The organism is Moorena sp. SIO4A1 (assembly GCF_010672065.1).
Taxonomy (GTDB): domain Bacteria; phylum Cyanobacteriota; class Cyanobacteriia; order Cyanobacteriales; family Coleofasciculaceae; genus Moorena.
This window is the reverse complement of sequence record NZ_JAAHHX010000002.1, coordinates 1-22354: the sequence shown is the minus strand read 5'-3', so window position 1 is coordinate 22354 and position 22354 is coordinate 1. Positions and strand designations below refer to the sequence as shown.

The window sequence follows — 22354 nt, the reverse complement described above, 5'->3', positions numbered from 1 at the left end:
TATTGAAACAGTCAAGTTTTACTGTCAAACTTGACTACAGCAGCTATAGTAATTAACAACATGTTGTGATCCTGCTCTATTGATATATCTGGAGAAGATCATGATTTTTATGCCAAGCGGGCTGGATTTGTTGTAAATGTTTACAATAAAGTCTTACCTTGATCGATATTTAATCGATAGTTATGTGAGCATGTGACAATCAGGGAATGATCTATCAACCACCACGCCCAAAAATTCCTGAGTGTAGCTGGCAGCGTCCCCTGGGACTAGGCTGGGATAACCCTTATACTGTCCGTTACCCAAGTAATCTTGATGATGGTCCCTGGCACGGCATGCCCTTGGGGGGATTTGGTGCTGGTTGTATTGGTCGCTCTCCCCGAGGAGATTTTAATTTATGGCACTTGGATGGGGGAGAACACATCTTTAAAAGCCTCCCCCCTTGTCAATTTAGTGTATTTGAACAACCAGAGCATTCTCTAGCCCAGGCTTATGCTTTATGTACTCAACCACCAGAGGATGCTCAGCTGGGCTCTTGGCAATGGTATCCAACACAAGGCAAAGGTGAGGAAAACAGCTCAGAGGTTTCTGGTCACTACTATGCTTTGTATCCTCGCAGTTGGTTTACCTATAAAAATGTCTTTCAGACTGAACTAACCTGTGAGCAGTTTTCCCCGATTTGGGCAGGATGTTATCAGGAAAGTAGTTACCCAGTGGCGGTGTTTGAGTGGACCGCTCATAACCCTACTGATACCCCCATTACCCTTAGCATCATGCTCACTTGGCAGAATATGGTGGGTTGGTTTACCAATGCAATTAAAAATCCCGAGGTGCGGGTAAGGGATGATGGCAGCCCGGTGTATGAGTACCAGCCTCGGTGGGGAGATAGTACGGGGAATTTGAATCAGTGGGTTGTGGATCACTATCGGGTCGGATTTGTTCTAGACCGGGTGAGACTGGGGGATGAGATTAAAGAAGGGGAAGGGCAATTGTGCCTCGCTACAGTTACTAATCCCAGTATGGAGGTATTTTACCACGGTCGCTGGAATCCAGTTGGTGATGGTGCTGAGGTTTGGGATACCTTTGCTACGGATGGTAGCTTGGTAGACCATCAAGATGAAACCCCAGCGGCACCAGGAGAACAAATTGCGTGCGCGATCGCAATTCGCTTTACTCTTCGTCCAGGTAAAACCCGCAAAATTACCTTTATCCTGGCTTGGGACTTCCCGGTGACAGAATTTAAATTAGGTATTAACTATTACCGGAGATACACGGATTTTTTTGGACGCAACGGTAATAATGGCTGGTCAATGGTGCGCACTGCTCTCAAGCACCATGATCTGTGGCGAGAACAAATTGAATCATGGCAAGAACCGATTTTAAATCAGGAGGATTTACCGAATTGGTTCAAAATGGCCTTGTTTAATGAGCTTTACTTGCTCACGGATGGCGGTACTCTCTGGACAGCAGCAACTGAACTTGACCCAATTGGACAGTTTGGTGTATTAGAATGTCTAGATTACCGTTGGTACGAAAGCCTGGATGTGCGGCTCTATGGTTCTTTTGCCCTAGCAATGCTGTGGCCGAAACTGGATAAAGCGGTGTTAGAAGCCTTTGCCCGAGCTATCCCGACCAGCGATGAAACAATACGTATTATTGGCTACAACCAAGCTCAAGCTGTCCGTAAAATTGCGGATGCTACTCCCCATGACCTAGGAGCGCCCAATGAGCATCCTTGGCAACAGACCAATTATACTAGCTACCAGGATTGTAACCAGTGGAAGGATTTAGCCAGTGACTTTGTTTTACAAGTCTATCGGGATTTTGTTTTTTCTAGCGCTACAGATATAGACTTTTTGTGGGAGTGCTGGTCATCCATTGTCAAGGCACTGGCTTATCTCAAGGGGTTTGACCAAGATGGAGATGGGATCCCCGAAAACTATGGCGCACCAGATCAGACCTTTGATGATTGGCGATTGCAGGGAGTAAGTGCTTACTGTGGGGGGTTGTGGTTAGCGGCCTTAGAGAGTGCGATCGCAATTGGAGAAATTCTGACCAAGAATTATCCACCAACATCCCCATTAGTAGAAGTACCTGAGCTAGATTCCATTCAAGACACCATTGACTGCTATCGCCAATGGTTAGCACAAGCTATGCCAATTTATCAAGAAAAGCTGTGGAATGGGCAGTACTATCAACTAGATAGTGAAAGTGGCTCAGATGTGGTGATGGCAGACCAGTTATGTGGTCAATTTTATGCTCAGTTACTGGGATTACCGGATATTGTACCACCAGAGTGTACTCTCTCAGCCCTCAAGACTGTGTATGATGCCTGTTTTTTAAAGTTCCATCAGGGTCAACTGGGAGCAGCTAATGGAGTCAGACCCGATGGCACACCAGAAGATCCCGATGCTACTCATCCGATGGAAGTGTGGACAGGAATTAATTTTGGATTAGCAGCATTTCTGATTCAGCAAGGCATGAAAGATGAAGCTTTAGGTATGACTGAAGCAGTGGTGGGGCAGGTTTATGATCATGGCTTGCAATTTAGGACACCAGAAGCGATTACAGCAGTAGGGACATTCCGGGCTAGTCACTATTTGCGAGCCATGGGCATTTGGGCAGTTTATTTAATGCTTAACGATAATACCAACTAGAAAAAGACAGGTAATGGCGGGGGTTGTGTACCCTTAGTGATGAGATTAGTTATGGGATGCTCCTTGGCCTTGGCCTATTGGCCACGCTACGCGAATGGGCCACGCTACGCGAATGGAGCCGCTACGCGATTGGCCGTAGGCCACGCTACGCGAACGCATTGCCACACTATCAGCAAGATGGGCTAATCACTGGTTTCTCAACGGAAAATCCGATAGGCAAATTTTATAATGTCCTGATGATCAACTGACCAATAAGAAGGTAGCTAAGGGAGCAATCCTGATTGATATTCCAAACTACAGCAGCTTGGGTATCATCAAGATGATAGTTAAATTTATTGCTGTTTCGGTCAATTTCTTACCTGGTTGACTGAATTTTATAGCTGCAAGGGTTTATTTTAACATAGTGAAATCAACCTTGGCAATAGTTTTGTTGGGTTTAGCTACCACTCAACTGCTCTCTACATAAAATCAAGGGTGTTAGGAGTAAAGTCACTCACTCAGATTTGTTACTTGTAAGCATTCAGGTATCAGCACAACAGCCGTCAGTTTTTCAATCAAGCAAAACTTAGGAATTTTCCTGAGGGGAACGAGTACATCAGTTATCTTGGACAACCTTGGCCTTGGCCTATTGGCCACGCTACGCGAATGGGCCACGCTACGCGAACAATCAGCCGATAGCTGATAGCTCTAAGCTGAATGCTTACTGTTCCGTTAGTCTAACTTTCGGTAATTATCTAAGTATAGGCTCTGACTTGGAGTGATCAATTACAGATATCACAAACAATTAAGAGGATAAAATAATGAAATTCACTTACCGTGGTATTACCTATGAAAATAAACCGGTAACTTTTGAGATGAAATTAGAAAAAATTGTTGGTAAGTATCGTGGTATCCGTTGGCGACAGCCAAAGCTCAACGGTGTGCTTTTACCGGAAGCGATCGGTAAATTAAAGTATCGTGGGGCATATTATCTCCACGTTGTTTGGGGTAAACCGATTGATTTTACTAAGCAACGTTACGGAGCAAAGCATCCTTGTTCTAAATAGCTAAGCTATTGCCTTATCCCATATCAGCTATAGCGCCAATCGGCCTTAGCTGAATGCTTACATACATAAGCTATAGAGTATCTTGAAATTCTTCCTTAAGTTAGGCTTTGGGTAATCTACCATAGCAACACTATTACTAAACTAAGGCAAAAGGCTTCCATGGAAAAGGCTTCAATTGCTTACCCAAATTGCCACAATACTTGGCACAATACTATAGATGCTTTGGATGCCTTCCCGTAGGGGTGCGGAAAGCCCGTTATATCCTTGGGACGCTTCTGCTGAGGAAAACCTCTGGATGATTGGTTCAGCTAATGCGCCTCCTTATAGCTAGAAACTGGTGGCGAACACCAGGTTATGATATAGGTTAGTACCCAAAGACTAACTAGTCGAAACTAATCACCGTTCGCGTAGCGTGGCCCAAAGGCCATGGATGGATATGGCTTGAAGCTCCACTCCTGCAGTGGACAAGGGAAGTTCCGTAGCACTCCTTCTCAGGAGAAGGACAAAGGCTTCCGAAAGAAAGTAAAAAACATTTATATGTAGATACTGCGAATTAGCATTTGTCTCTGACTAACTGATTCAAAAGCGAATAATAGCAGGTGCTTACAAATTTTTTACGATATCCACGCTAAGGTAATCCTAGTCAAGAGGTTTTGAGTTTTATTCGATAGTGATTATGTCCCATCATCTCATCTTCAGAGAATCACGGACTCAGGTTTTTGTACCTGTGAAAATTGCATCCTCACCTCCATCTACCATTCCCAAGACGTCTGGCTCTGCTGGGCAACTGGGGAATTTTAATCATTGGATTTTTGTGTCTATTGGACTAGCTTTAGTGGTGATTGGATTAGTAGTGTATGGTAAGCTGCAATTCAAGGATAGGGACAAAAAGCTCAAATTGGAGCAGTATAAAACTGCTGATCTCCGAAAAAAGTTAAAGCTGGCGCTTAATACCATCCGGAAAATGGAATCAAATCCCGATTTGGTTCACTCGCGGGAATTTAATCTGGACTACCTCAGAATGCGAATGGAAGAAGAGGTATTCCACTTTGGAGTTATCAATCAAATTAAAATTCGAATAAAACAGTTAATCAGTATAGCATTACGACCTACTCAAGACTCTAGAAATGTTATCGGTGTTGCTAGTACGTCAGGTCGTAAAATTAATGAAATATTTGATGTTAAGTACGAGACTGAAATTCGAGGTAAACGCAGTGTGGGAGTGCTTTTCCGTATTCAAGTTAAGTTAATGAAATTACCCACTCAACGCACCTCGGCAACCGTTAGCCAAATTATTGACTGTATTGAAACATTTCTTAGTCCAGATGCGGACAATGATACCTGGCAACCAACAATTCAAGGACGTATTGTTTGCATGCGTTGGGATCAAAAGGCAAAACCAACGCCATTATTAGTATTGGAGCAATCCACTGAAGGGGTTAATGTTACTCTAAGAACCAAACGGGTTGGGATGACGTAATACCAATTTAATTGATAGTAGTTTTCAATAGTTTTAGGGAGTAGGGAGTAGGGAGTAGGGAGTAGGGAGTGTGGGGAGATGGGGAGATGGGGAGATGGGGAGATAAAATTTATGTGTAGCCGTAATTTCCAAAATTGGTATTAGCCATTAGCCATTAGCCATTAGTCATTAGTCATTGCCGATTAATAATTACCGATTACCCAACCTTTACAATACCAATGCTCCCGGACATGATATTACGCAGTGAATCTAGTTAATAACGCACCCTACTATTTATAGAGTTTGGTTTCAGTTTGCCGTAAGTCTTGTTTAAATTATTCCTTAACCAACTTTTTAAACAGGCTTGAATAATCTTTATGCAGCTAATAAATTTGCTTCGATACTATAGATAATAAACGATTAAAATAATCAAAATGTTTATTAATCCTAGGGGGTGGTTCGGGAAGATTATTCCTTCCCATACACCAACTCAGTATACAGATATTTCTACAAATAAAGATACATCATCACAGCATAACACTCGGTTAAATCCAGCTAGATTAGGTTTTCTACTAGCTGTTTTTTTTCCCCTATTCGGAGCAATTTCAACGGCTCGGGATTGGGAGGGAGTGCAACGGATGGAAAGACAAACCCAAGCTTGGTTTTTCAAACTTAGGGGTCCGGTGGCTGCCCCAGACAATATAGTGATTTTGGGAATTGATGAGGAGTCTCTGAATTTAAATCAATCCTATTATAATGATGAGTCTCAAGCACTAACTGATTTAGAACTTATCAAGAGCTGGCCCTGGAAACGAGCTGCTTATGCTAAAGCGATTGAGCGTGTGATGGCTGCTGGAGCTAAGTCTGTTGCCGTCAGTATTGTGTTAGATAGTCCCAGTAGTTACGGTGAGGCAGATGATCAACGGTTGAGAGAGGTGCTAAAAAACTATGGCGAAAGGGTTACTCTGGCCGCTATGTATGAGACTTACGAAACTGTTGAAGGTGAGACTATCAAGCTAGTTAAGCCAAATTCTTTGTTTGAGACACCCCAGTTATCTGTAGGTTCTATTAATTATCCCATTGAGCCGGATGGCAGAATCTATCGTCTAGCCAATCAGTTTCCCAAAGTTTGGGCTAAGAATAATCCAGAATTGGCAGAAACATCTGATCAGCTGATGTTTACAGTACCTTCCTTTAATGAGGCTACCTTGGCCAAAAGGCCACGCTACGCGAAGGCAGCTGCTCAGGAATCAGGACTGAAGACGAAGCCCAAACCAGAGAATATTTTCTTCTACGGTTCGGATGCATTTACATCTATTCCCTTCTGGTATGTCTTAGATGATAATCGCTGGCACACTCGCCTAGACGATGGTAAGTCTTTCCAAGACAAGATTGTTTTAATTGGACCAACTGCTAGCTCATTACCAGATTTTCATCGGACTCCTGTGTCCGACAGAATGGCTGGGGTAGAAATCAATGCTAATGCGATCGCAACACTACTCGAAGGTCATGCCATTGTCCAAGCAATTCCCAATCCTATCCACAGAGGAGTGTTGATATTTTTGGGGGTTAATGTCGTAAGGTACTTATTCAGTCGGATTAAGCGATGGCAAGTTTGCCTAGGCTGGACAGTGCTCGGGGTAATCACTTGGGGAGGAATCAGTTATCTATTTTTCGTGTATGAGGGGCTAATTTTGCCTACAGCAGTCCCTTTAGTTAGCATGACTCTCAGTGGTATTTTCTGTAGCGCTATGGGAGCAATTCAAGACCTGAAGAACAAACAGCAACTACGCCAAACTCTTAAACATTACGTTTCTGCGCCCATTGTCCAAGAAATTATCTCTGGACAGGATGATTTAAGGAATTTGCTGGAGGAGAGGGAACAGGAACTATTAGCGACTAAGTTAAGTGGACGCTATCAAATCATCAAACGACTTAGTGCCGGAGGATTTGGCGAAACCTTTATTGCTGAAGACACCCAGCGACCGGGAAATCCGACCTGTGTGGTCAAGCAGCTCAAACCTGCTAGCAATAATCCTCAACACTGGCAACTGGCTCGACGGTTATTTCAAACGGAAGCAGAAATTCTGGAAAAGTTGGGCAAACATCACCAAATCCCTGAGCTGTTAGCCTATTTTGATGAAAATCAAGAATTTTATCTAGTTGAAGAGTTCATTAATGGTCATCCTCTCAGCAATGAGTTACTACCGAAACCTCTTCCTGAAGCCAACGTCATTGGGATAGTGGTAGATATTCTACAGGCATTGCAGTTTGTCCATAGTCACAGTGTGATTCACCGAGATATTAAACCTGATAATCTAATTCGGCGCAAATCAGATCAGAAGCTGGTGCTAATTGACTTTGGCGCTGTTAAAGAAATTACTAATCAATTGCATCCAAGACGAAATTTGACTAAGTTCACGGTGGGCATTGGTACTAAAGGTTATATGCCTAATGAACAAGCTGTGGGTAGTCCAAGATTTAACAGTGATATTTATGCCACAGGTATGATTGCTGTGCGATCGCTTACTGGCATACCTCCTAGCAAATTACCCACAGATCCCATAACTGGAGAAGTAATTTGGCTCGATAAGGCACAGGTCAGTCCTGAATTAGCTACAGTGGTCAACAAAATGGTGCGCTATAGCTTCCGAAGTCGCTATCAGTCGGCTCAGGAAGTATTAGAAGCACTGAAACCTTTAACCAAAACCTTGCCAAGATTCTCGTTTAGTAGCCCTGAGTCATCGGTAGCGCTACAATCTCAGGCTTCCACCTTGCCAGAACCAGAGGAAACCATGGTCGATAGTGACTTTTCAAGTTCACAGAAAACTGTTCCGTTGTCGGAATCTACCACAGTGCTAGAGGATTCAACCATGGTCGATAGTGACTGTTCGAGTTCACAGAAAACTGTTCCGTTGTCGGAATCTACCACAGTGCTAGAGTCTGACGAAACCTTATCCTAGTGATTAGTCATTCAATAGGGCAGTTGAATTTTGAGTATCTACTTTCAAGATTCAACCTACCCTACACCGAACGCCAAAGGCGAACAACATTTTAGAATGTAGAATGTAGAATGCAGAATGTAGAATTCTGCATTTTGACAGACAACCTACCCTACACCGAACGCCAAAGGCGAACAACCTGCTAACCTTCAACCTACTAACCTTGGCCAAAAGGCCACGCTACGCGAACAACCTTCAACCTACTAACCTTGGCCAAAAGGCCACGCTACGCGAACAACCTTCAACCTACTAACTTTCAACCTACTAACCTTCAACCTACTAACTTTCAACCTGCTAACCTTGGCCAAAAGGCCACGCTACGCGAACAACTTTCAACCTGCTAACCTTGGCCAAAAGGCCACGCTACGCGAACAACCTTAAGCCACTGCTAGAGGATTTAACCATCGCAAAATTTCCCGTTGCAACCGATTTAAATCGCGATAGACTTCTTGCTTGACCCACTGACCTACGGCATCCAATGGGGTAAACACTGCCCCTGGGTTTAAGGTCACATCTTGCCCTAAAGGTGTTAAATGATTTCCTGGTATCCGCTGTAGCACAACCATATTTGGAAAACGTTTCTTTAAGGCTTGGGTCAAGCTAACACTTTGGTCAATCTCGTCATCAGTGAATTTAATCAGTAAATTACGCTGGATTTGATAGCGTTGAGTAATCAGATAGTTAGTTTCTTGGGGTGAGGGAGTAAACTCTACCTGAAAGACAGGATTGAGGTTTAACTGTTCCACAAAGGGGATAGCACGGTCAGCGGAATAGTTGTTATAGGAAATCAAGATATTACCAGCTCGCTCTACACTGAAGAGGCTGCCAATCAACAAATGCAGTTTGCACCCCATACTGTGGCCTATACCATAGATGGGTAGATACCGTTTCCGTAAAACATTGGTTACCTGTAAGCGATTTAGAGTAGTCTCGAAGCGATTGAGTACATCTCGTGCGATCGCAATATGGTCGAGGGTATTCACAAACGGTGTCGCAATCACTGCATACCTTTGAGCTGCTAATTTTTCCAGTAACAATCGGTAAGTTACGTGGGGTGCTGTAGCAATAAACGCCCCACCCAGGAAATGGATAATCCCGGTGGGACGATTGGGGATTAAAACCCAGTTACCAGATATCTCTTGCCAGTCCATGCTATACTCTACTTGCGAGGGTGGGTTAGTCACACACCCTACTAACTAAAGAATCATAACTAACTCACTAAAGATTCAGCACTGACCTTAGTCAATTCTCGAATCTGCTCAATCAAATTGTTCATACCATCAATATCGAGGCGATAACTGATGGGATGGGCAATCAGTCTTGCTGTACTCTCATACAAAATGTCAATTTCAATCAAGCCATTCTCTTTTAAGGTACGACCTGTGGACACCAAATCCACAATTGCCTCCGACATCCCGGTAATCGGACCAAGTTCAACAGAACCGTAGAGCGGGATAATTTCCACTGGCAAATCCAGGTTATTGAAATATTCCCGAGCACAGTGAACAAACTTGGAGGCTACGCGACCATGAGCTGGCAAATCCAAAGGGCTTAGATAAGAGCTAGCGGCACGAACTGCCAATGACATCCGACAATAACCAAAGTGTAAGTCACCTAAGGTAGCCACTGCCGGGGTTTTTTCCCGTAGCACATCGTAACCAACTATCCCCAACTGAGCTTGACCATATTCCACGTAAACCGGTACATCTTGAGCTCGTACCAGTAGAGCTTGAGCCGTTTGACTGGGGTCTTGAATCTGGAGTTGGCGGTTGGAGGAGTCTAGGAAGGCACTAAAGTCTAAGCCAACGGATTGCAGTAGCTTGATGCTGTCTTTTAGGAGTGCGCCTTTGGGTAATGCGATGGTAATCATATGGGGAGCTTCGGGAGCTTTGGCAGGGGGTCAATTAGTTCACTGATCAGATCAACTATACCTGTAGAAGCTCAATTATAGAAGCCCGTGCTACTCAAATTATCACCAACCCGATCATGTCCTTAGGTGCGCTCTTACCATTAAGAATTAAATTCGCCACGGGTCGCACCTGTTGAATACTTATGATTCCGGGGGGTTTGTCATTAGCTATTTGTTAAACCTTTAAATCAGGAATCAGCTCTAGCACAGTTTTTTTTATAAAATCCCGCTGATAAAAGTCAGGATCAACAATCCTTCGATTCCAGACCACAATGTCTAAATCTATACAGCGCGGTCCATTTTTATTGGATTGCTTAACCCGCCCTTGGTCAATTTCGACTTGTTTAAGTTTTTGACGAAAGGTCTCAAAACCGTCTTCTGTGTGAATTAAAAAGGCACCATTTAGAAAATCAGGTTGCTCAGTAAAGCCTATGGGTTTTGTTATGTAAAAGCGAGATTCATTAACAAAATTATCAGTTTTTGATAAATTATATTTGGCTAGTTTTACATTTTTATGAGGTTCAATATTAGAGCCAACACTTACTACTACTTCATTCACTACCACTTCATTCATCGTTTAGCACTCAATTCTATAGACACAGAATCGGAAAATCGCAAAGCAAAAGGTTTATCAACTTTCACCTTAGCCCATACTATCCGGGGATTTTCCATTACAATATCTAAAATCATCTGGGTTAGCTTTTCTAGTAAATTAAACTTACTTTCTTCCACTGCTTTAATTACACGCTTGCTTAGGGTTTTATAATTTAGGGTATCTTCAACGCAATCGCTTTTTGTAGAATTTCCTGGGGTAAAGCCAGCCTTAATATTAATCACAACATCTTGTTTAGTTTTTCTTTCCCAGTCATTAAATCCTATTATCGTGCGGAGTCTTAAATTTTTTATTTCCAGCAGCGCTTCAACATAACTGTGTTGTTTTTTGCTCCCGAAATCATTAACTTTTATTGATGTGATATCAGTAAGTTTTGTCATTTTTTTGATGTATATAGTCTTGATTAAGTTTATTGTCAGCTATCAGCCGTCAGCTATCATCCGTCAGCTATCAGCGGTCAGCTATCAGCCGTCAGCTATCAGCGGTCAGCTATCAGCCGTCAGCTATCAGTTATCAGTTATAATTGAAAAGCGGGCGGCTTACAGTTGATTACAAATGTTGACCGCCATCCACAAATAAAAACTGTCCGGTAACAAATTGATTAGAGAGCAAATAGCGAACAGCCTGACAAATCTGATCCACATTGCCCTGGCTATGCATGGGTACTCTTTGTCTAAGTGTTTCGATATACTGTTCACTTGCCCCGGCTGGAAGTAAAATCCACCCAGGGCAAATTCCATTCACTCGAATATGTGGAGCAAACTCCAAAGCTGCCATCTCCGTTAAGTTAGCCAAGGCTTTCTTAGCTAATGTGTAAGCAGAATAGGAAAAATCATTCTTGTTGATTCTGGTATCAATAATATTGATAATGTTCCCTTTTTGATAAAGACGAGCAAAATCACGGGTAAAGAAATACGGAGCCTTAAAGTTTACAGCAAAGTGACTGTCAAACAAGTCAAGTTCCGTGTCTTTGAGGGTTGCTGGTTCAAAAATAGAAGCATTATTCACCAACAAATCAAGCTCAGGAACATCTGCTTTCACCCTTGGCAAAAGATTGAGCATATCTTGGTCACAGGTTAGATCAGCTTGGTAAAATCGACAATTTCGGTCTAGGGACTGGATCTGTTCCCCTAGGATTTCCGCGTCTTGGCGAGAACGGTTGTAATGAATGGCTAGATCATAGCCCTGTTTCGCCAAGTCTAATGCGATCGCTTTACCAATCCTTTTGGTGCCACCTGTAACCAATGCCCAAGCCATACTGGTTTGTCTTTCTAGCCCTTAAATTATAATTACCCTATGATTAACTTTATCTTAAGTGACATACTCCCACACGCTCATCGTTCGCGTAGCGTGGCCTTTGGCCAAGATTACAGTGTGGGCTTCTTACCAACTCCAGCCATCACTATCGGCTTTCGCCGACGCTGCGCGAACGGATACTCGGTAAGCTTTATTAACGACACGGTCAGAAGTTACCGCTTAAAGAGTGGAGCCTTTATGGTTAGCAGGCTATGCAGAAAAGGGTTAAAACTTTATGATTAAGGCTCCACTCTTCTAAGGTTTCGTCTCCGGGATGCCCCTCCGCACGCCTTACAATACAATAAGTTCTATTTTTTAGCCACGTAAGTGGATGACAAACCAGCATTTAAGGCCGTAGGCCACGCTACGCGAACGGCTTTGTTTATCAGGACATATATTATAGCAATTCTATACATACCCTGTGCAAAATTCATCCCACACCTATGCTACGCATTAGGTGTGGGATGAATTTTGCCTGACAGCTAAAATAGTATATCAATGACTTGGCTGTTAACTACAAGTAGTAGGCTTCGTTAATAACCTACGCTACAGATAGAGTCGCTGCGTAAGTCTTATAATTGTGTTGATAGTCAAGCGTCAACCGTCAACTATCAACAAAATCAATGCGTATCCTTTTAGTAGATGATGAAATTGAGCTGACTGACCCCCTGTCTCGGGTATTAACTCGTGAAGGTTACACTGTAGATGTGGCGTATAATGGCGCGTCAGGAAATGAGTTAGCATCCCTTGGCGCTTATGACTTGTTAATCTTAGACTGGATGCTACCGCACATTTCTGGGTTAGAAATTTGCCAACAAATGCGATCGCATGACACCACTACCCCAGTTCTTTTTCTAACCGCCAAGGACACTGTAGATGACAGAGTGATGGGATTAGATGCTGGTGCTGACGACTATCTAGTTAAACCATTTGAACTGCGGGAGTTACTCGCTAGAGTCCGGGCTCTGCTTCGGCGTTCTGCTGCGACTGATGCCAATCCCAGCCAGCGGTTACGGGTTGGACAAATAGAATTAGACTTAACCAATCAAATAGCTTATCGCCACGGACGCCCAATTGAGCTATCAGAAAAAGAAAGCCAACTGCTAGCGTACTTCATGAGCCATGTTGGTCTATTATTATCCCACAAGCAAATTTATCAACATTTGTGGCCATCTGAGGAAATCCCAAAAAGTAACAATTTAGCTGCTCTAGTTCGTTTGTTGCGTCGCAAAATCGAAATTAAGGGTTCCGCCCCCCTGATCCATACAGTTTATGGTAAGGGTTATCGATTTGGTTGATTGTTATTTGTCAATAAATAATTTAACTCATTTGTTGATTCGCCTGACTACAGGGGCTAAAGGACATGCGATGCAGCCGACATGGTCCGTATTTTTGCAGTGCTAACCGATGCTTTTTGGTACCATAGCCCATGTTGGCTGTCAAATCATACTCTGAATACTTGGTAGCTAGACGAATGATTAAATCATCACGCCACACCTTGGCTACAATACTTGCTGCCGCAATATGAAGCGATCGCTGATCCCCCTTTACTAGATTTCGTTGTGCTATCGGTAAATCTGGCAACCCGTGTAACCCATCAATCAGACAAATATCGGGCTTAACTTTTAATTTAAGCACAGCCCGTTTCATAGCTAACAATGAAGCCTGTAAGATATTGAGCTGGTCAATTTCTGCACTAGTGGAATAACCAATAGTCCAATCCAGTGCCAATCCCTGAATTTCTTCAGACAGCCTTTGGCGTCGCTTCCGGGACAACTGTTTACTATCTTTAACGCCAGCTAGAGCCAGTTGTGGCAAGACAGATACAGGTAAAATCACTGCTGCTGCCACAACTGGACCAAATAAGGCACCTCGCCCTACTTCATCTACTCCAGCCACTAAGGAAGGAGTACCGGATTTATCCGGTAACTCAAACACTTCAGTGACTTTGTCCGTTGTCATTTATCCAATGCTGAAGAGCGGCGACGGCGGCGGCGCACTATGGGGGGACTATTAATGGTGCCATTGGTAGTAATAAGTTGATCAGATCCAGTTTCTGCAATTGGTGTGTCAGCAGTAGATTCTACCAAGTCTGATTCGTCTAACTCTAGCTGATCGTCGATGGAGGATTGACTATTACTTGAATCGGTAGTTGAATCGGTAGTTGAATCGGTAGTTGAATTGGATAATTCTTCTTCATTATCCTCGATTTTTTCTCCCGGCAGTAACACTGAGATAATTGCTGACCTAGGATCTTTCACCTCTCGGTCTAAATTTAGTATAGGGGAAATGCCCATTAACGCATAAACATCTTGTTCTTCTGGGCTCATTTCAACCCTGACCAATTCTGGTGGTTCCTTTTCTTGAGCAAACTTGACTAGCTGAGGTTTTTCTACTCCTGAGGTGGATACCTCGGGTTCTGTGATGGCATCAAAGTTGGATGAGACAGAGATCACCCGATTGACTCCCCTAGTAATTGGTTCTTCCCTAATCACTGGGTCATCAATACGACGGCGGCGGCGGCGGCGATTATTTACCGCTCCCCGTTCCTGATAACTGGGGTGATTGAGCAAGTCCAAATCATTATCATTCTCAGAAGATAAGTCTACAGGTTCGGGGAACTGTGGAATGCTTCGCTCCGCCGGTAAGGGGATCGGTGCTAAGGTCTCTAGTGCTTCTGCTTCGACTTCACCGGGAAGATGTGCCAGATGTCCTAACCCGCCACAGGTAGCACAGGTTTTACCAAACAACTCGTAAATATTTTGCCCTTGGCGCTTGCGAGTCAGTTCCACTAAGCCAAGTTCCGAAAGCTGGGCAATCTGTGGTCGGGCTTTGTCCTCTTTTAGGGCTTGATTGAAGTGTTCGAGAACCTGCAACTGATCCCGCCTGGTGTCCATATCAATAAAGTCAACAACGATCACCCCAGCTAGATTACGTAGGCGCAGCTGGCGGGCAATTTCTGTTGCTGCCTCACAGTTAGTCCACAAAACCGTTTCCCGTGCTGTAGCTGAGCGGGTAAAGGAACCAGAGTTCACATCAATTACGGTTAGAGCTTCGGTAGGTTCAATGATAATGTAGCCACCAGATGGTAAATCTACTCTTGGCTTGAGGGCTTCTCGAATTGCAGCATTGACCCGGAAGTATGCCAAAATTGGCATGCGATCGCGGTGATGGTCAATCAAGACCCCCTCTGGTGCTTGACCTCCACTCCAGCTCAACAAGTGTTGTTTAACCCGTTTGACTGCAGTACTAGAATCCACCACAATCCGATTAACATCAGCAGTGTACATATCCCGGAGGACACGCTGAATAAAATCATCATCCCGATTAAGTAGGGCTGGTGCTCTGGTAGAGGTTGCTTCGAGCTGGACAGCTTCCCATTGTCTTTGCAGGTTTTCCAAGTCTTCCATAATGGCTTCTTCGGCTCTGCCTTCGGCTTCGGTGCGCACCAGCACTCCCATGCCCGATGGTTTGATTAGAATTGCTAGAGCTCTGAGGCGATTACGTTCACTTTCGCTCTTAATCCGCCGAGACAAGTTTACTCCTCGGCCATAAGGCATCAGCACCAAATAGCGACCGGGTAAACTAATATTACCTGTAAGCCTGGGCCCTTTATTACCAGTAGGTTCTTTCATCACTTGCACCAACACCTTCTGCTGGGGAGTCAGCAGTTCGGTGATCGCACCAGACCGGCGTTTCAAGCGCAATGGTCCTAAATCTGTCACATGAATAAAACCATTGCGATCAGGATCCCCAATATTGACAAATGCTGCATCAATACCCGGTAAGACATTTTCTACAATGCCTAGATAAATATCACCGACCTGGTGATTACCGGTGGCAACTACTAGTTCTTGAATTTGATCTTCCCAAAATACAGCAGCAAGTTGATGTTGCTCTGCAATAATAATTTGCTTTGGCATGCAATTTCCTCAAAACTTCGTGGTACGCTTAGTCCTACAGTTAACGATAGGAGTCGTACTTTATTTCTAGGTCTGAAATGTTCGGTGATTTACTGCCATTAAACTGATCGGCCACAGAGACTAATAAATAGACTATGAATAACTAGAGGTGCGACCCGTGATGGCGAGCAATCCCTTGACCGTAGGTCACGCGGGGCGCGTTCGCCATCACGGAAAGCCCACTTAACTATTTTGTTGCTCATTGTTTGTTCGCGTAGCGTGACCTACGGTCAATCGAAAACTGTAGTCAATGGCTGTAGTCAATGGCTGTAGTCAATGGCGGTGAAACTGTCTCGAAGCCCCGTCTGTTTAAAGGGGGGTGCTGACAGGGGGTTTGTTTGGTGAATGGGATTGTAGCGGCTCTGCTGATTGTAACACTTGGAGGTGCGACATTAGTTCTCTACTTTAAGACTCGCTTTCCAGTAGGATGTTCTGTCGCAAAGTCGAAAATTTTTGAGGTGCGCGCCCGAACGCGCCCTGCGTTGGGCTTTGCCTAAAGGCGCGACCCAAGAAGCCCGGGTTCCCGAGCCAAAGTAAAGCGCACAATCACGCGAATTTAAATAGCCAAGTAAGAGCGCACCTATGTGTAATTGTCTCGCAATCTGCCTCGCCTTTCCTATAATCCCGTAGGGACTTCGGGGGATGTTAAGCCTGACAAATTGATCACGTGACTCTTGTGGATTCAAATAATTCTAACCGATTTTCTGAGGATTTTGACTAACACTTGTGAATCCCTGTCTCTATCCAGTCGCACTCTGAAATATAGACAACGGATTACTTTGCCACTGATATAACTGATACAAAAATGGAGGTTAAGCCACTCCCCCCATCAAGAAGTGTGACCAGTGGCAAATTTAATTCCCATTAGGAAAGCGCACCTATGGTGACATACTCCCACACTGACAAGCACGGTTCAGTGTGGGCTTCTTACCAACTCCAGCTATTGCTTAGGATACTCGGTAAGCTTTATTAACGATACGGGATGCCCCTCCGCACCGGAACAATACAAAAAGTTCTATTTTTAAACACGCAGGTGGCGGTTAGCTCTTAATTTGTCTTCCCTGCTATTTTTATTATAACGTTTTTCAGGCTGTTTATCAGAGTTCCTGCCCGCGATTCATCCCGGAGATGAAACCTGTTTATTAGGGCAGCCTTAATCATAAAGTTTTAACCCTTTTACGCATAGCCGACCAACCATAAAGGCTGCCCTATTCTTGCGGTAACTTCGTTCCCACACTCATGCTGCGCATTGAGGTGTGGGGCTTCTCGCGGAGGAAGCTAAAACAGGCTATGCGCGATGGTTTTGGCTAACCACAGCTCCGATAGCTGAAAGTCAGTTGACCCCTTATCGGCACTGTTCGGGATTTACCACAAACTACCCAGTTGCTACCAATCTCTCCAAAAGTTTTAATTTTTTGTTAGCTGACTATTTCCTGACCAGAGGTCTGGAAATTCTTCAGGGTTTCTGTCTATATCTCCTGAATCTCCCTGTTTCAGCAGCTTTACTGCTTAGATTTAGGGTCTTGAGGCACATATGTTTGCCTTTTTGGGGATGTGTTATATTCTCATCCCCTGTTGATTCGCCTAGTGACATCTCCCGAAGCTGCCCTAACGGGACATGACGGGCTTCTTAGCAACTCCAGCTACTGCTTTTGGATACAAGGCCGTAGGCCACGCTACGCGAACGATAAGCATTATTAACGACACGCGGTGCCCCTCCGCGCCGGAACAATACAACTCGTTCTATTTTTAGTTGGTAGGTGGCGGTTAGCTCTTAATTTATCTTCCCTGTCTTGATGCAGTCGCTAATGGGGGAAACCCCCGCAGCTCGGCACTGCATCGCTACCATTGCTAGTATATCACATTGGTAAGATCCTTTGGGACTCTTACCCTGCGCTTCCCATAGGACACCTAGCCAATAAAGGTAAAGTGCGGGGCTTTTCGCGGTTCAGCTAAGGAGCGAAATCTCCTTTGTGGTACCGATGTGATCGTAGCCTAGAAGCTTACGCTTTGCAATTTAAAAGCTGGTTTCGGTTACCCCACCCAAACTATAAAATATGCCTAGGGACTGCGCTCAACCATTTTGTTCAATTAATTTTGACAGCTTGAGATTGGCGCAGAGACTGAATCGTTGTGATCGTATGCTCAGCCACCTGCTCAATTTCTGCCATGGTATTAAAGCGTCCAATTCCAAACCGGATGGAGGCATAAGCCAGATTTTCCGGATGTCCTAGGGCTAATAGTACATGGGAAGGAGCTACAGTTGCTGAGGAACAAGCGGAGCCAGAAGAAACGGCTGCCACAGGCTGTAATCCTAGCAGCAGGGCTGCGCCATCTACTCCCTCCACACTAATGTTAAGGTTTCCGGATAATCGCTGGGTAGGATGACCATTGATCTGGATACTTTCTAGTTTAGAGAGAGTGGTCCACAGACCCTCCCGGAGTTCTATCAACCGTTGAGATTCTGAGGGTTGTTCTTCTAACCCCAGTTCCACAGCCTTAGCAAACCCCACAATCTGAGGGGTATAAAGTGTGCCAGAACGCATCCCTCGTTCATGTCCACCGCCATGGAGCTGGGGTGCAAGCCTTACTCTGGGGTTACGACGCCGGACATAGAGAGCCCCAATCCCCTTTGGCCCATAAATTTTATGGGCTGTCAAGGACATTAAATCAATCTTCATCGACTGCACATCCAAGGGGATTTTGCCAATAGCCTGGGCAGCATCTGTATGGAAGAGTACATTATGCTGGCGACAAAGATCCCCAATCTCGGCCAAAGGCTGCAACACTCCAATTTCATTATTCGCTGCCATCACTGACACTAATATGGTATCAGGACGGAAAGCCTGCTCTAGCTGGCTTAAATCCACTAGTCCATCATCTTTTACCGGTAGAAATGTCACCTCAAACCCTAGGGTTTCTAAATAGTGACAGGGGTCAAGAACAGCATTGTGTTCAGTTTGCACGGTAATCAGGTGACGTCCTTTACTTAAATAAGCCTCAGCCACCCCTTTAATGGCTAGATTGTTAGCCTCTGTGGCACCACTAGTAAAAATGATCTCGACTGGTGTGGCATTGATAGCATCTGCTAGAATCTGACGACCTTGTTTCACCGCTGCTTCAGCTTCCCAGCCATAGGTATGGCTGATACTCGATGGATTGCCAAAATGTTCAGTGAAGTAGGGTAACATTGCCTCCAACACCCGTTCATCCATAGGTGTTGTGGCATGGCAGTCTAGGTAAATTGGGCGATGCATGGTTTTTCGTTAGTTAAAAATTGCAGCTGGATATTCCGCCTACACTCGTATAGTTAGGAGGGGAGGAATGCTGCGTACCACTAATGGTTTTCCTGATTTTGATAGGACTGCTACGGGATACATTATGATAAACCTGCTCCCCATCACCTGATCACCCCATCATCAGGTGATAGGGACCACAGTTTTTGAGACTGCTTTCCTAGATCACCAAGGGCTACAGGTTAACATCCCATTACCCAAGCGATGCAGTCGGCCAAAGGGGGTTTCCCCCCACTCGCTATTGCATCAAGAATGGATGGTTCATTTTCCATTGTCCATTTTTTGGCAGCTTTCGCTGTTCATTCTCCTCACAACCCACTCCACCCTTTAAGAATTTAGTGCAGTTCATCAAAACGGCAATTTTGACTGAATACGCTTTAACTCGAGACATGTTGAACAGATTGATTTAATTTTCCCTGGTGTCAAGGCAGAATTAACTACACGAGTTTTGAGACCGCATTTAGGACAGATGGGTTGATGATTAATGATCACCCACATGCCCCACTTGAACTCAATTACTTTTTCAAGCTCAAGCTGTTTCAGTCCTTGGGCAAGTCGCTCTTCTGAATACCGGCACTTCCTGTTCAATTCATCTTGAGTCAGTTTCCCATAGTCAGATGTACAGAGTAGATGAATGATTTTACCACAGGTTTCTTGTAAGTTACTTAATTGTTCTTGGGGAGCTACAGGCTTCTCGGGTTTGGTGTAGCGGGGAGGGCACAGTGGGTAGCTCGAGAAATTCACTCGATTGTGTGTAGTGACTTTCTGTGTAGTGACTTTCTGTGTAGTGACTTTCTGCTTCCAACGGACTAACGTTGAAGAACCACCGTGGCCACTTGTCATGGGAATGTAGCACTTATCTGACTTAATTTTGAGTTGCTGATTTTCCTGAGCAAGGGTATTGCTTTGCTTAGCGGTTACCCTTTTCTCCCAGTTCTGATGCTTTAACATATGGTGTAGATGTAATGTAGATGTTCAACCCTTTTCACAACCATCATAATTTTGTTAAAAATATTGAACAACCGTGATTATACGTAAGATACTCTTTTGCCCACCGGGGAGTTACCACTGAGTTTTCACGGAGAAGATTAGCGATGCTCCATTCATGTTTGGGCAGCATGGTGGTATAGCGCTACGCTTAGCGTCAGAAGTCAGAAGTCAGAAGTCACAAGTAAGCTAGACTCACGTTTCGGAGTTTAGGAGCGATGCAGCGCGGTCTTGGGGAGGCAGTGCGGTCTTGGGGGTTCCCCCCATGAGCAACTGCCGTGGTTTCCCCCACTCGCGCTTTGCATCAAGACAATGTCCTAATTTGAATGCCTAGTGCTATATGGACGCGCTTCGGTTGTGGCTATGCGATCGCATGGTTGCCAGCTGGGGTCAATTTCGATTTCTAGTGCTCCCTACCAAAGCCGAGAATGACCACGCCCAAGCCCACACTTACCAGATCGGGAAGTGTTACATTATGTCACCAGAACAGAGTGGTAAAAAAATTGGACACAAGTAAAGACAGTTCCTTAAAACACAGCAAAATTCACCAAAGGCTAAGTCAATTGATTAAGGTACTGGCTCAAAAATTGGGTAGTGTCCGGGAACTTGCTAGGCAAGTCAATGTCACTAACAATACCTTGACAAATTGGATGAATTGTGATAATACTCCCAGCTTAGAGAAGCTAGAGAGGCTGGCTAAAGGTATTGGTTGGACAACGGAAGAGTTGATCAGCTTCTTGGTCAGTGAGGAAAACCCTCTCGAAGCCATTGAGCGAAACAAGAAATCGAGTTCCTCTACTTTGACACCACCTATTTCCATGGAGCAGATTTTGGCAGAGCTTCAGTGGCGACCAGTACAGCAATTAGTTGAGATTAATTTAGCGATCGCTAAACGGTTGCAAAGGGAATTCAGTGGTTCGACAGATACCACCGGCCTAGAGGAGGTGTTAAATCAGTCTCCTAAATTTGAGGAACTCAAGGGAGTGAAATTTATTTCACTGAGCTTAAAGGCCAGGCGACGATTAAAGAATTGGGTGACAATCTGCCAAAGTTATGTAGGCTTGAGTCCAGAGGAATTTATCCAAGTCGCTGTCGAGAAGCACAAAATTGACCCAGGAACCTTTGGGCTATTTTATAAGAGCATCATGGAACTCTCTAGTACTCCGTTTCCCCAGAGTTACTATGAGTGGCTTTTCCCGTTAATTTCTCCAGTGAGTGGTTGGATCGGGTCAGCACAAGAAACTCCTATTCTAGATTTTTCGAGAACTTACACAGAAACTTACACAGAACCTTGGAGTCATTTTATTGAGAATTTAGAAGACAGTGGTAATGGAGTGACTAGCAAGTCTAGTTCAGTTCTGTGTTAACCAGGTTTTATTAACGGTTGACGATTGACGGTTGACTGTCAACGGTGAAGATAAAGAAACTTTCTACACATAAACCGTTGCGGGTAGTGCATCACAGAAGTGTGGGAATGGTAAGATGGCAGAGGTAAATAAAATACTTCAATGTTATGGAATGTCCTCTGTGTGGTCATCACAAGACTCATAAACACGGGAAAACTAGCAAGGGTTGTCAACGCTATTACTGTCGAGTTTGTCGGCAGACTTTCACAGAAACCTTTGATACTATCTATTACCGATCGACTTGTGAACCCTGAACAAATCCGTGCAGTATTACAAGCGATCGCAGCAAGGTTGCAGTTTAAGAGGAGTTAGCCGTACTACGCATCTGGCATACAACACAGTGGTGAGTAATGTCCGAAAAGCTTCTCTATTTGGACAAATGGTTCATAACGCTCTTGTGCAAAAGGTAGAAACAGAGCAGATAACTAGCGATGAGTTTTGGTCATTTGTGCAAAAAAACAATTTCACTGTCTCCGAGATCAGATGATAGTGGGAGATTGCTGGATTGGGATAAATCAAGATCTTGGAAACGGACTAATTCTTGCTGCTAGAGTGGGCAAGCATACTGACGAGTTGATCTCTCAATTCCTAGTTAAAACAGAAGGCAAAACAGATTGTCAACAATGGCATACAGATGGTTGGGGTGGGTATGAGCGAGTTCTACCAACTGATGTCAAACACATCTGACGGTAAAGACCAGACCCAAAAATTAGAGCGAACGTTC

At 44.3% G+C, this 22354-nt stretch carries 23 protein-coding genes; 14 read left to right on the top strand and 9 right to left on the bottom strand.

From position 1 onward, the window contains the following. Window positions 1-206: 206 nt before the first annotated feature. The 7 genes from F6K53_RS00915 to F6K53_RS00885 all read left to right on the top strand — a co-directional run bounded on the left by F6K53_RS00915 (window position 207) and on the right by F6K53_RS00885 (window position 8505). A complete protein-coding gene (locus F6K53_RS00915) occupies window positions 207-2654 on the top strand; it encodes a GH116 family glycosyl hydrolase (RefSeq protein ID WP_293079646.1) in 2448 nt (815 codons plus the stop codon). A 36-nt stretch (window positions 2655-2690) separates the two neighbouring features. Beyond that, the gene (locus F6K53_RS00910) at window positions 2691-2840 is read left to right on the top strand and encodes a hypothetical protein (protein WP_293046463.1); all 150 of its coding nucleotides are present in this window, start codon (window positions 2691-2693) and stop codon (window positions 2838-2840) included. A gap of 428 nt (window positions 2841-3268) precedes the next feature. Next, complete coding sequence (locus F6K53_RS00905; RefSeq protein ID WP_293046466.1) at window positions 3269-3415, top strand: hypothetical protein; 147 nt, start codon at window positions 3269-3271, stop codon at window positions 3413-3415. A gap of 39 nt (window positions 3416-3454) precedes the next feature. Beyond that, the gene (locus F6K53_RS00900) at window positions 3455-3700 is read left to right on the top strand and encodes a DUF4278 domain-containing protein (protein ID WP_293021970.1); all 246 of its coding nucleotides are present in this window, start codon (window positions 3455-3457) and stop codon (window positions 3698-3700) included. 676 nt (window positions 3701-4376) lie between these two features. Next, a complete protein-coding gene (locus F6K53_RS00895; RefSeq protein WP_293021971.1) occupies window positions 4377-5180 on the top strand; it encodes a hypothetical protein in 804 nt (267 codons plus the stop codon). Between the two features lie 413 nt (window positions 5181-5593). Further along, a complete protein-coding gene (locus tag F6K53_RS00890; protein WP_293072048.1) occupies window positions 5594-8122 on the top strand; it encodes a serine/threonine-protein kinase in 2529 nt (842 codons plus the stop codon). 248 nt (window positions 8123-8370) lie between these two features. Continuing rightward, entirely contained in the window at window positions 8371-8505 is a 135-nt protein-coding gene (locus F6K53_RS00885; RefSeq protein WP_293072049.1) for a hypothetical protein, read from the top strand. 33 nt (window positions 8506-8538) lie between these two features. Here the strand turns inward: F6K53_RS00885 and F6K53_RS00880 are convergent, their stop codons facing one another. From F6K53_RS00880 to F6K53_RS00865, 4 genes are all read right to left on the bottom strand, one after another. Next, window positions 8539-9312 (bottom strand): DUF1350 family protein, encoded by a 774-nt coding sequence (locus F6K53_RS00880; RefSeq protein ID WP_293072050.1) that lies wholly within the window; start codon window positions 9310-9312, stop codon window positions 8539-8541. A 59-nt stretch (window positions 9313-9371) separates the two neighbouring features. Beyond that, window positions 9372-10031 (bottom strand): ATP phosphoribosyltransferase, encoded by a 660-nt coding sequence (gene hisG / locus F6K53_RS00875; RefSeq protein ID WP_293021974.1) that lies wholly within the window; start codon window positions 10029-10031, stop codon window positions 9372-9374. A gap of 214 nt (window positions 10032-10245) precedes the next feature. Then, complete coding sequence (folK, locus tag F6K53_RS00870) at window positions 10246-10644, bottom strand: 2-amino-4-hydroxy-6-hydroxymethyldihydropteridine diphosphokinase (protein WP_293079643.1); 399 nt, start codon at window positions 10642-10644, stop codon at window positions 10246-10248. Then, window positions 10641-11063 carry a FolB domain-containing protein gene (locus F6K53_RS00865; protein ID WP_293079640.1) on the bottom strand — a complete coding sequence of 141 codons (423 nt, stop codon included), beginning with the start codon at window positions 11061-11063 and terminating at the stop codon, window positions 10641-10643. Before F6K53_RS00865 ends, folK begins: the two co-directional genes overlap by 4 nt. A gap of 4 nt (window positions 11064-11067) precedes the next feature. Here F6K53_RS00865 and F6K53_RS00860 point away from each other — a divergent pair, with 4 nt between their 5' ends. Beyond that, window positions 11068-11232: a hypothetical protein gene (locus tag F6K53_RS00860; protein WP_293079852.1), complete on the top strand. Its 165-nt coding sequence runs from the start codon at window positions 11068-11070 to the stop codon at window positions 11230-11232. Here F6K53_RS00860 and F6K53_RS00855 read toward each other — a convergent pair whose 3' ends face one another. Then, window positions 11233-11940: an SDR family oxidoreductase gene (locus F6K53_RS00855; RefSeq protein ID WP_293072235.1), complete on the bottom strand. Its 708-nt coding sequence runs from the start codon at window positions 11938-11940 to the stop codon at window positions 11233-11235. A gap of 39 nt (window positions 11941-11979) precedes the next feature. On the opposite strand from F6K53_RS00855, the gene F6K53_RS00850 reads away from it, so the two are divergent. Beyond that, the gene (locus F6K53_RS00850; RefSeq protein WP_293072236.1) at window positions 11980-12222 is read left to right on the top strand and encodes a hypothetical protein; all 243 of its coding nucleotides are present in this window, start codon (window positions 11980-11982) and stop codon (window positions 12220-12222) included. Window positions 12223-12602: 380 nt separating this feature from the next. Further along, the gene (rppA, locus tag F6K53_RS00845; RefSeq protein WP_293021979.1) at window positions 12603-13277 is read left to right on the top strand and encodes a two-component system response regulator RppA; all 675 of its coding nucleotides are present in this window, start codon (window positions 12603-12605) and stop codon (window positions 13275-13277) included. A 22-nt stretch (window positions 13278-13299) separates the two neighbouring features. Here rppA and F6K53_RS00840 read toward each other — a convergent pair whose 3' ends face one another. Beyond that, on the bottom strand, window positions 13300-13941 hold the full coding sequence (locus F6K53_RS00840; protein ID WP_293072237.1) for a ribonuclease HII: 642 nt from the start codon (window positions 13939-13941) through the stop codon (window positions 13300-13302). Beyond that, window positions 13938-15902 (bottom strand): Rne/Rng family ribonuclease, encoded by a 1965-nt coding sequence (locus tag F6K53_RS00835; protein ID WP_293072238.1) that lies wholly within the window; start codon window positions 15900-15902, stop codon window positions 13938-13940. Before F6K53_RS00835 ends, F6K53_RS00840 begins: the two co-directional genes overlap by 4 nt. A gap of 1593 nt (window positions 15903-17495) precedes the next feature. Here F6K53_RS00835 and F6K53_RS00830 point away from each other — a divergent pair. Then, complete coding sequence (locus F6K53_RS00830; RefSeq protein ID WP_293039031.1) at window positions 17496-17642, top strand: hypothetical protein; 147 nt, start codon at window positions 17496-17498, stop codon at window positions 17640-17642. Window positions 17643-18028: 386 nt separating this feature from the next. Here the strand turns inward: F6K53_RS00830 and F6K53_RS00825 are convergent, their stop codons facing one another. Both F6K53_RS00825 and F6K53_RS00820 read right to left on the bottom strand, forming a co-directional pair. Continuing rightward, window positions 18029-19198: an IscS subfamily cysteine desulfurase gene (locus F6K53_RS00825; RefSeq protein WP_293021982.1), complete on the bottom strand. Its 1170-nt coding sequence runs from the start codon at window positions 19196-19198 to the stop codon at window positions 18029-18031. 387 nt (window positions 19199-19585) lie between these two features. Next, a complete protein-coding gene (locus tag F6K53_RS00820; protein WP_293021984.1) occupies window positions 19586-20188 on the bottom strand; it encodes a hypothetical protein in 603 nt (200 codons plus the stop codon). Window positions 20189-20564: 376 nt separating this feature from the next. On the opposite strand from F6K53_RS00820, the gene F6K53_RS00815 reads away from it, so the two are divergent. The 3 genes from F6K53_RS00815 (at window position 20565) to F6K53_RS00805 (ending at window position 21942) form a co-directional block, all read left to right on the top strand. Continuing rightward, a complete protein-coding gene (locus F6K53_RS00815) occupies window positions 20565-20741 on the top strand; it encodes a hypothetical protein (protein ID WP_293021985.1) in 177 nt (58 codons plus the stop codon). After that, complete coding sequence (locus F6K53_RS00810; RefSeq protein ID WP_293021986.1) at window positions 20728-21591, top strand: helix-turn-helix transcriptional regulator; 864 nt, start codon at window positions 20728-20730, stop codon at window positions 21589-21591. The genes F6K53_RS00815 and F6K53_RS00810 overlap by 14 nt, the downstream gene beginning before the upstream one ends. A 141-nt stretch (window positions 21592-21732) precedes the next feature. Continuing rightward, window positions 21733-21942: a hypothetical protein gene (locus tag F6K53_RS00805; RefSeq protein WP_293079636.1), complete on the top strand. Its 210-nt coding sequence runs from the start codon at window positions 21733-21735 to the stop codon at window positions 21940-21942. Window positions 21943-22354 lie beyond the last annotated feature (412 nt).

Coding starts and splice junctions, on each gene's coding strand:
- F6K53_RS00915 (WP_293079646.1), top strand. CDS start 207: ATGATCTATCAACCACCACGCCCAAAAATTCCTGAGTGTAGCTGGCAG.
- F6K53_RS00900 (WP_293021970.1), top strand. CDS start 3,455: ATGAAATTCACTTACCGTGGTATTACCTATGAAAATAAACCGGTAACT.
- F6K53_RS00895 (WP_293021971.1), top strand. CDS start 4,377: ATGTCCCATCATCTCATCTTCAGAGAATCACGGACTCAGGTTTTTGTA.
- F6K53_RS00890 (WP_293072048.1), top strand. CDS start 5,594: ATGTTTATTAATCCTAGGGGGTGGTTCGGGAAGATTATTCCTTCCCAT.
- F6K53_RS00880 (WP_293072050.1), bottom strand. CDS start 9,312: ATGGACTGGCAAGAGATATCTGGTAACTGGGTTTTAATCCCCAATCGT.
- hisG (WP_293021974.1), bottom strand. CDS start 10,031: ATGATTACCATCGCATTACCCAAAGGCGCACTCCTAAAAGACAGCATC.
- folK (WP_293079643.1), bottom strand. CDS start 10,644: ATGAATGAAGTGGTAGTGAATGAAGTAGTAGTAAGTGTTGGCTCTAAT.
- F6K53_RS00865 (WP_293079640.1), bottom strand. CDS start 11,063: ATGACAAAACTTACTGATATCACATCAATAAAAGTTAATGATTTCGGG.
- F6K53_RS00855 (WP_293072235.1), bottom strand. CDS start 11,940: ATGGCTTGGGCATTGGTTACAGGTGGCACCAAAAGGATTGGTAAAGCG.
- F6K53_RS00850 (WP_293072236.1), top strand. CDS start 11,980: ATGATTAACTTTATCTTAAGTGACATACTCCCACACGCTCATCGTTCG.
- rppA (WP_293021979.1), top strand. CDS start 12,603: ATGCGTATCCTTTTAGTAGATGATGAAATTGAGCTGACTGACCCCCTG.
- F6K53_RS00840 (WP_293072237.1), bottom strand. CDS start 13,941: ATGACAACGGACAAAGTCACTGAAGTGTTTGAGTTACCGGATAAATCC.
- F6K53_RS00835 (WP_293072238.1), bottom strand. CDS start 15,902: ATGCCAAAGCAAATTATTATTGCAGAGCAACATCAACTTGCTGCTGTA.
- F6K53_RS00825 (WP_293021982.1), bottom strand. CDS start 19,198: ATGCATCGCCCAATTTACCTAGACTGCCATGCCACAACACCTATGGAT.
- F6K53_RS00820 (WP_293021984.1), bottom strand. CDS start 20,188: ATGTTAAAGCATCAGAACTGGGAGAAAAGGGTAACCGCTAAGCAAAGC.
- F6K53_RS00815 (WP_293021985.1), top strand. CDS start 20,565: ATGGACGCGCTTCGGTTGTGGCTATGCGATCGCATGGTTGCCAGCTGG.
- F6K53_RS00805 (WP_293079636.1), top strand. CDS start 21,733: ATGTTATGGAATGTCCTCTGTGTGGTCATCACAAGACTCATAAACACG.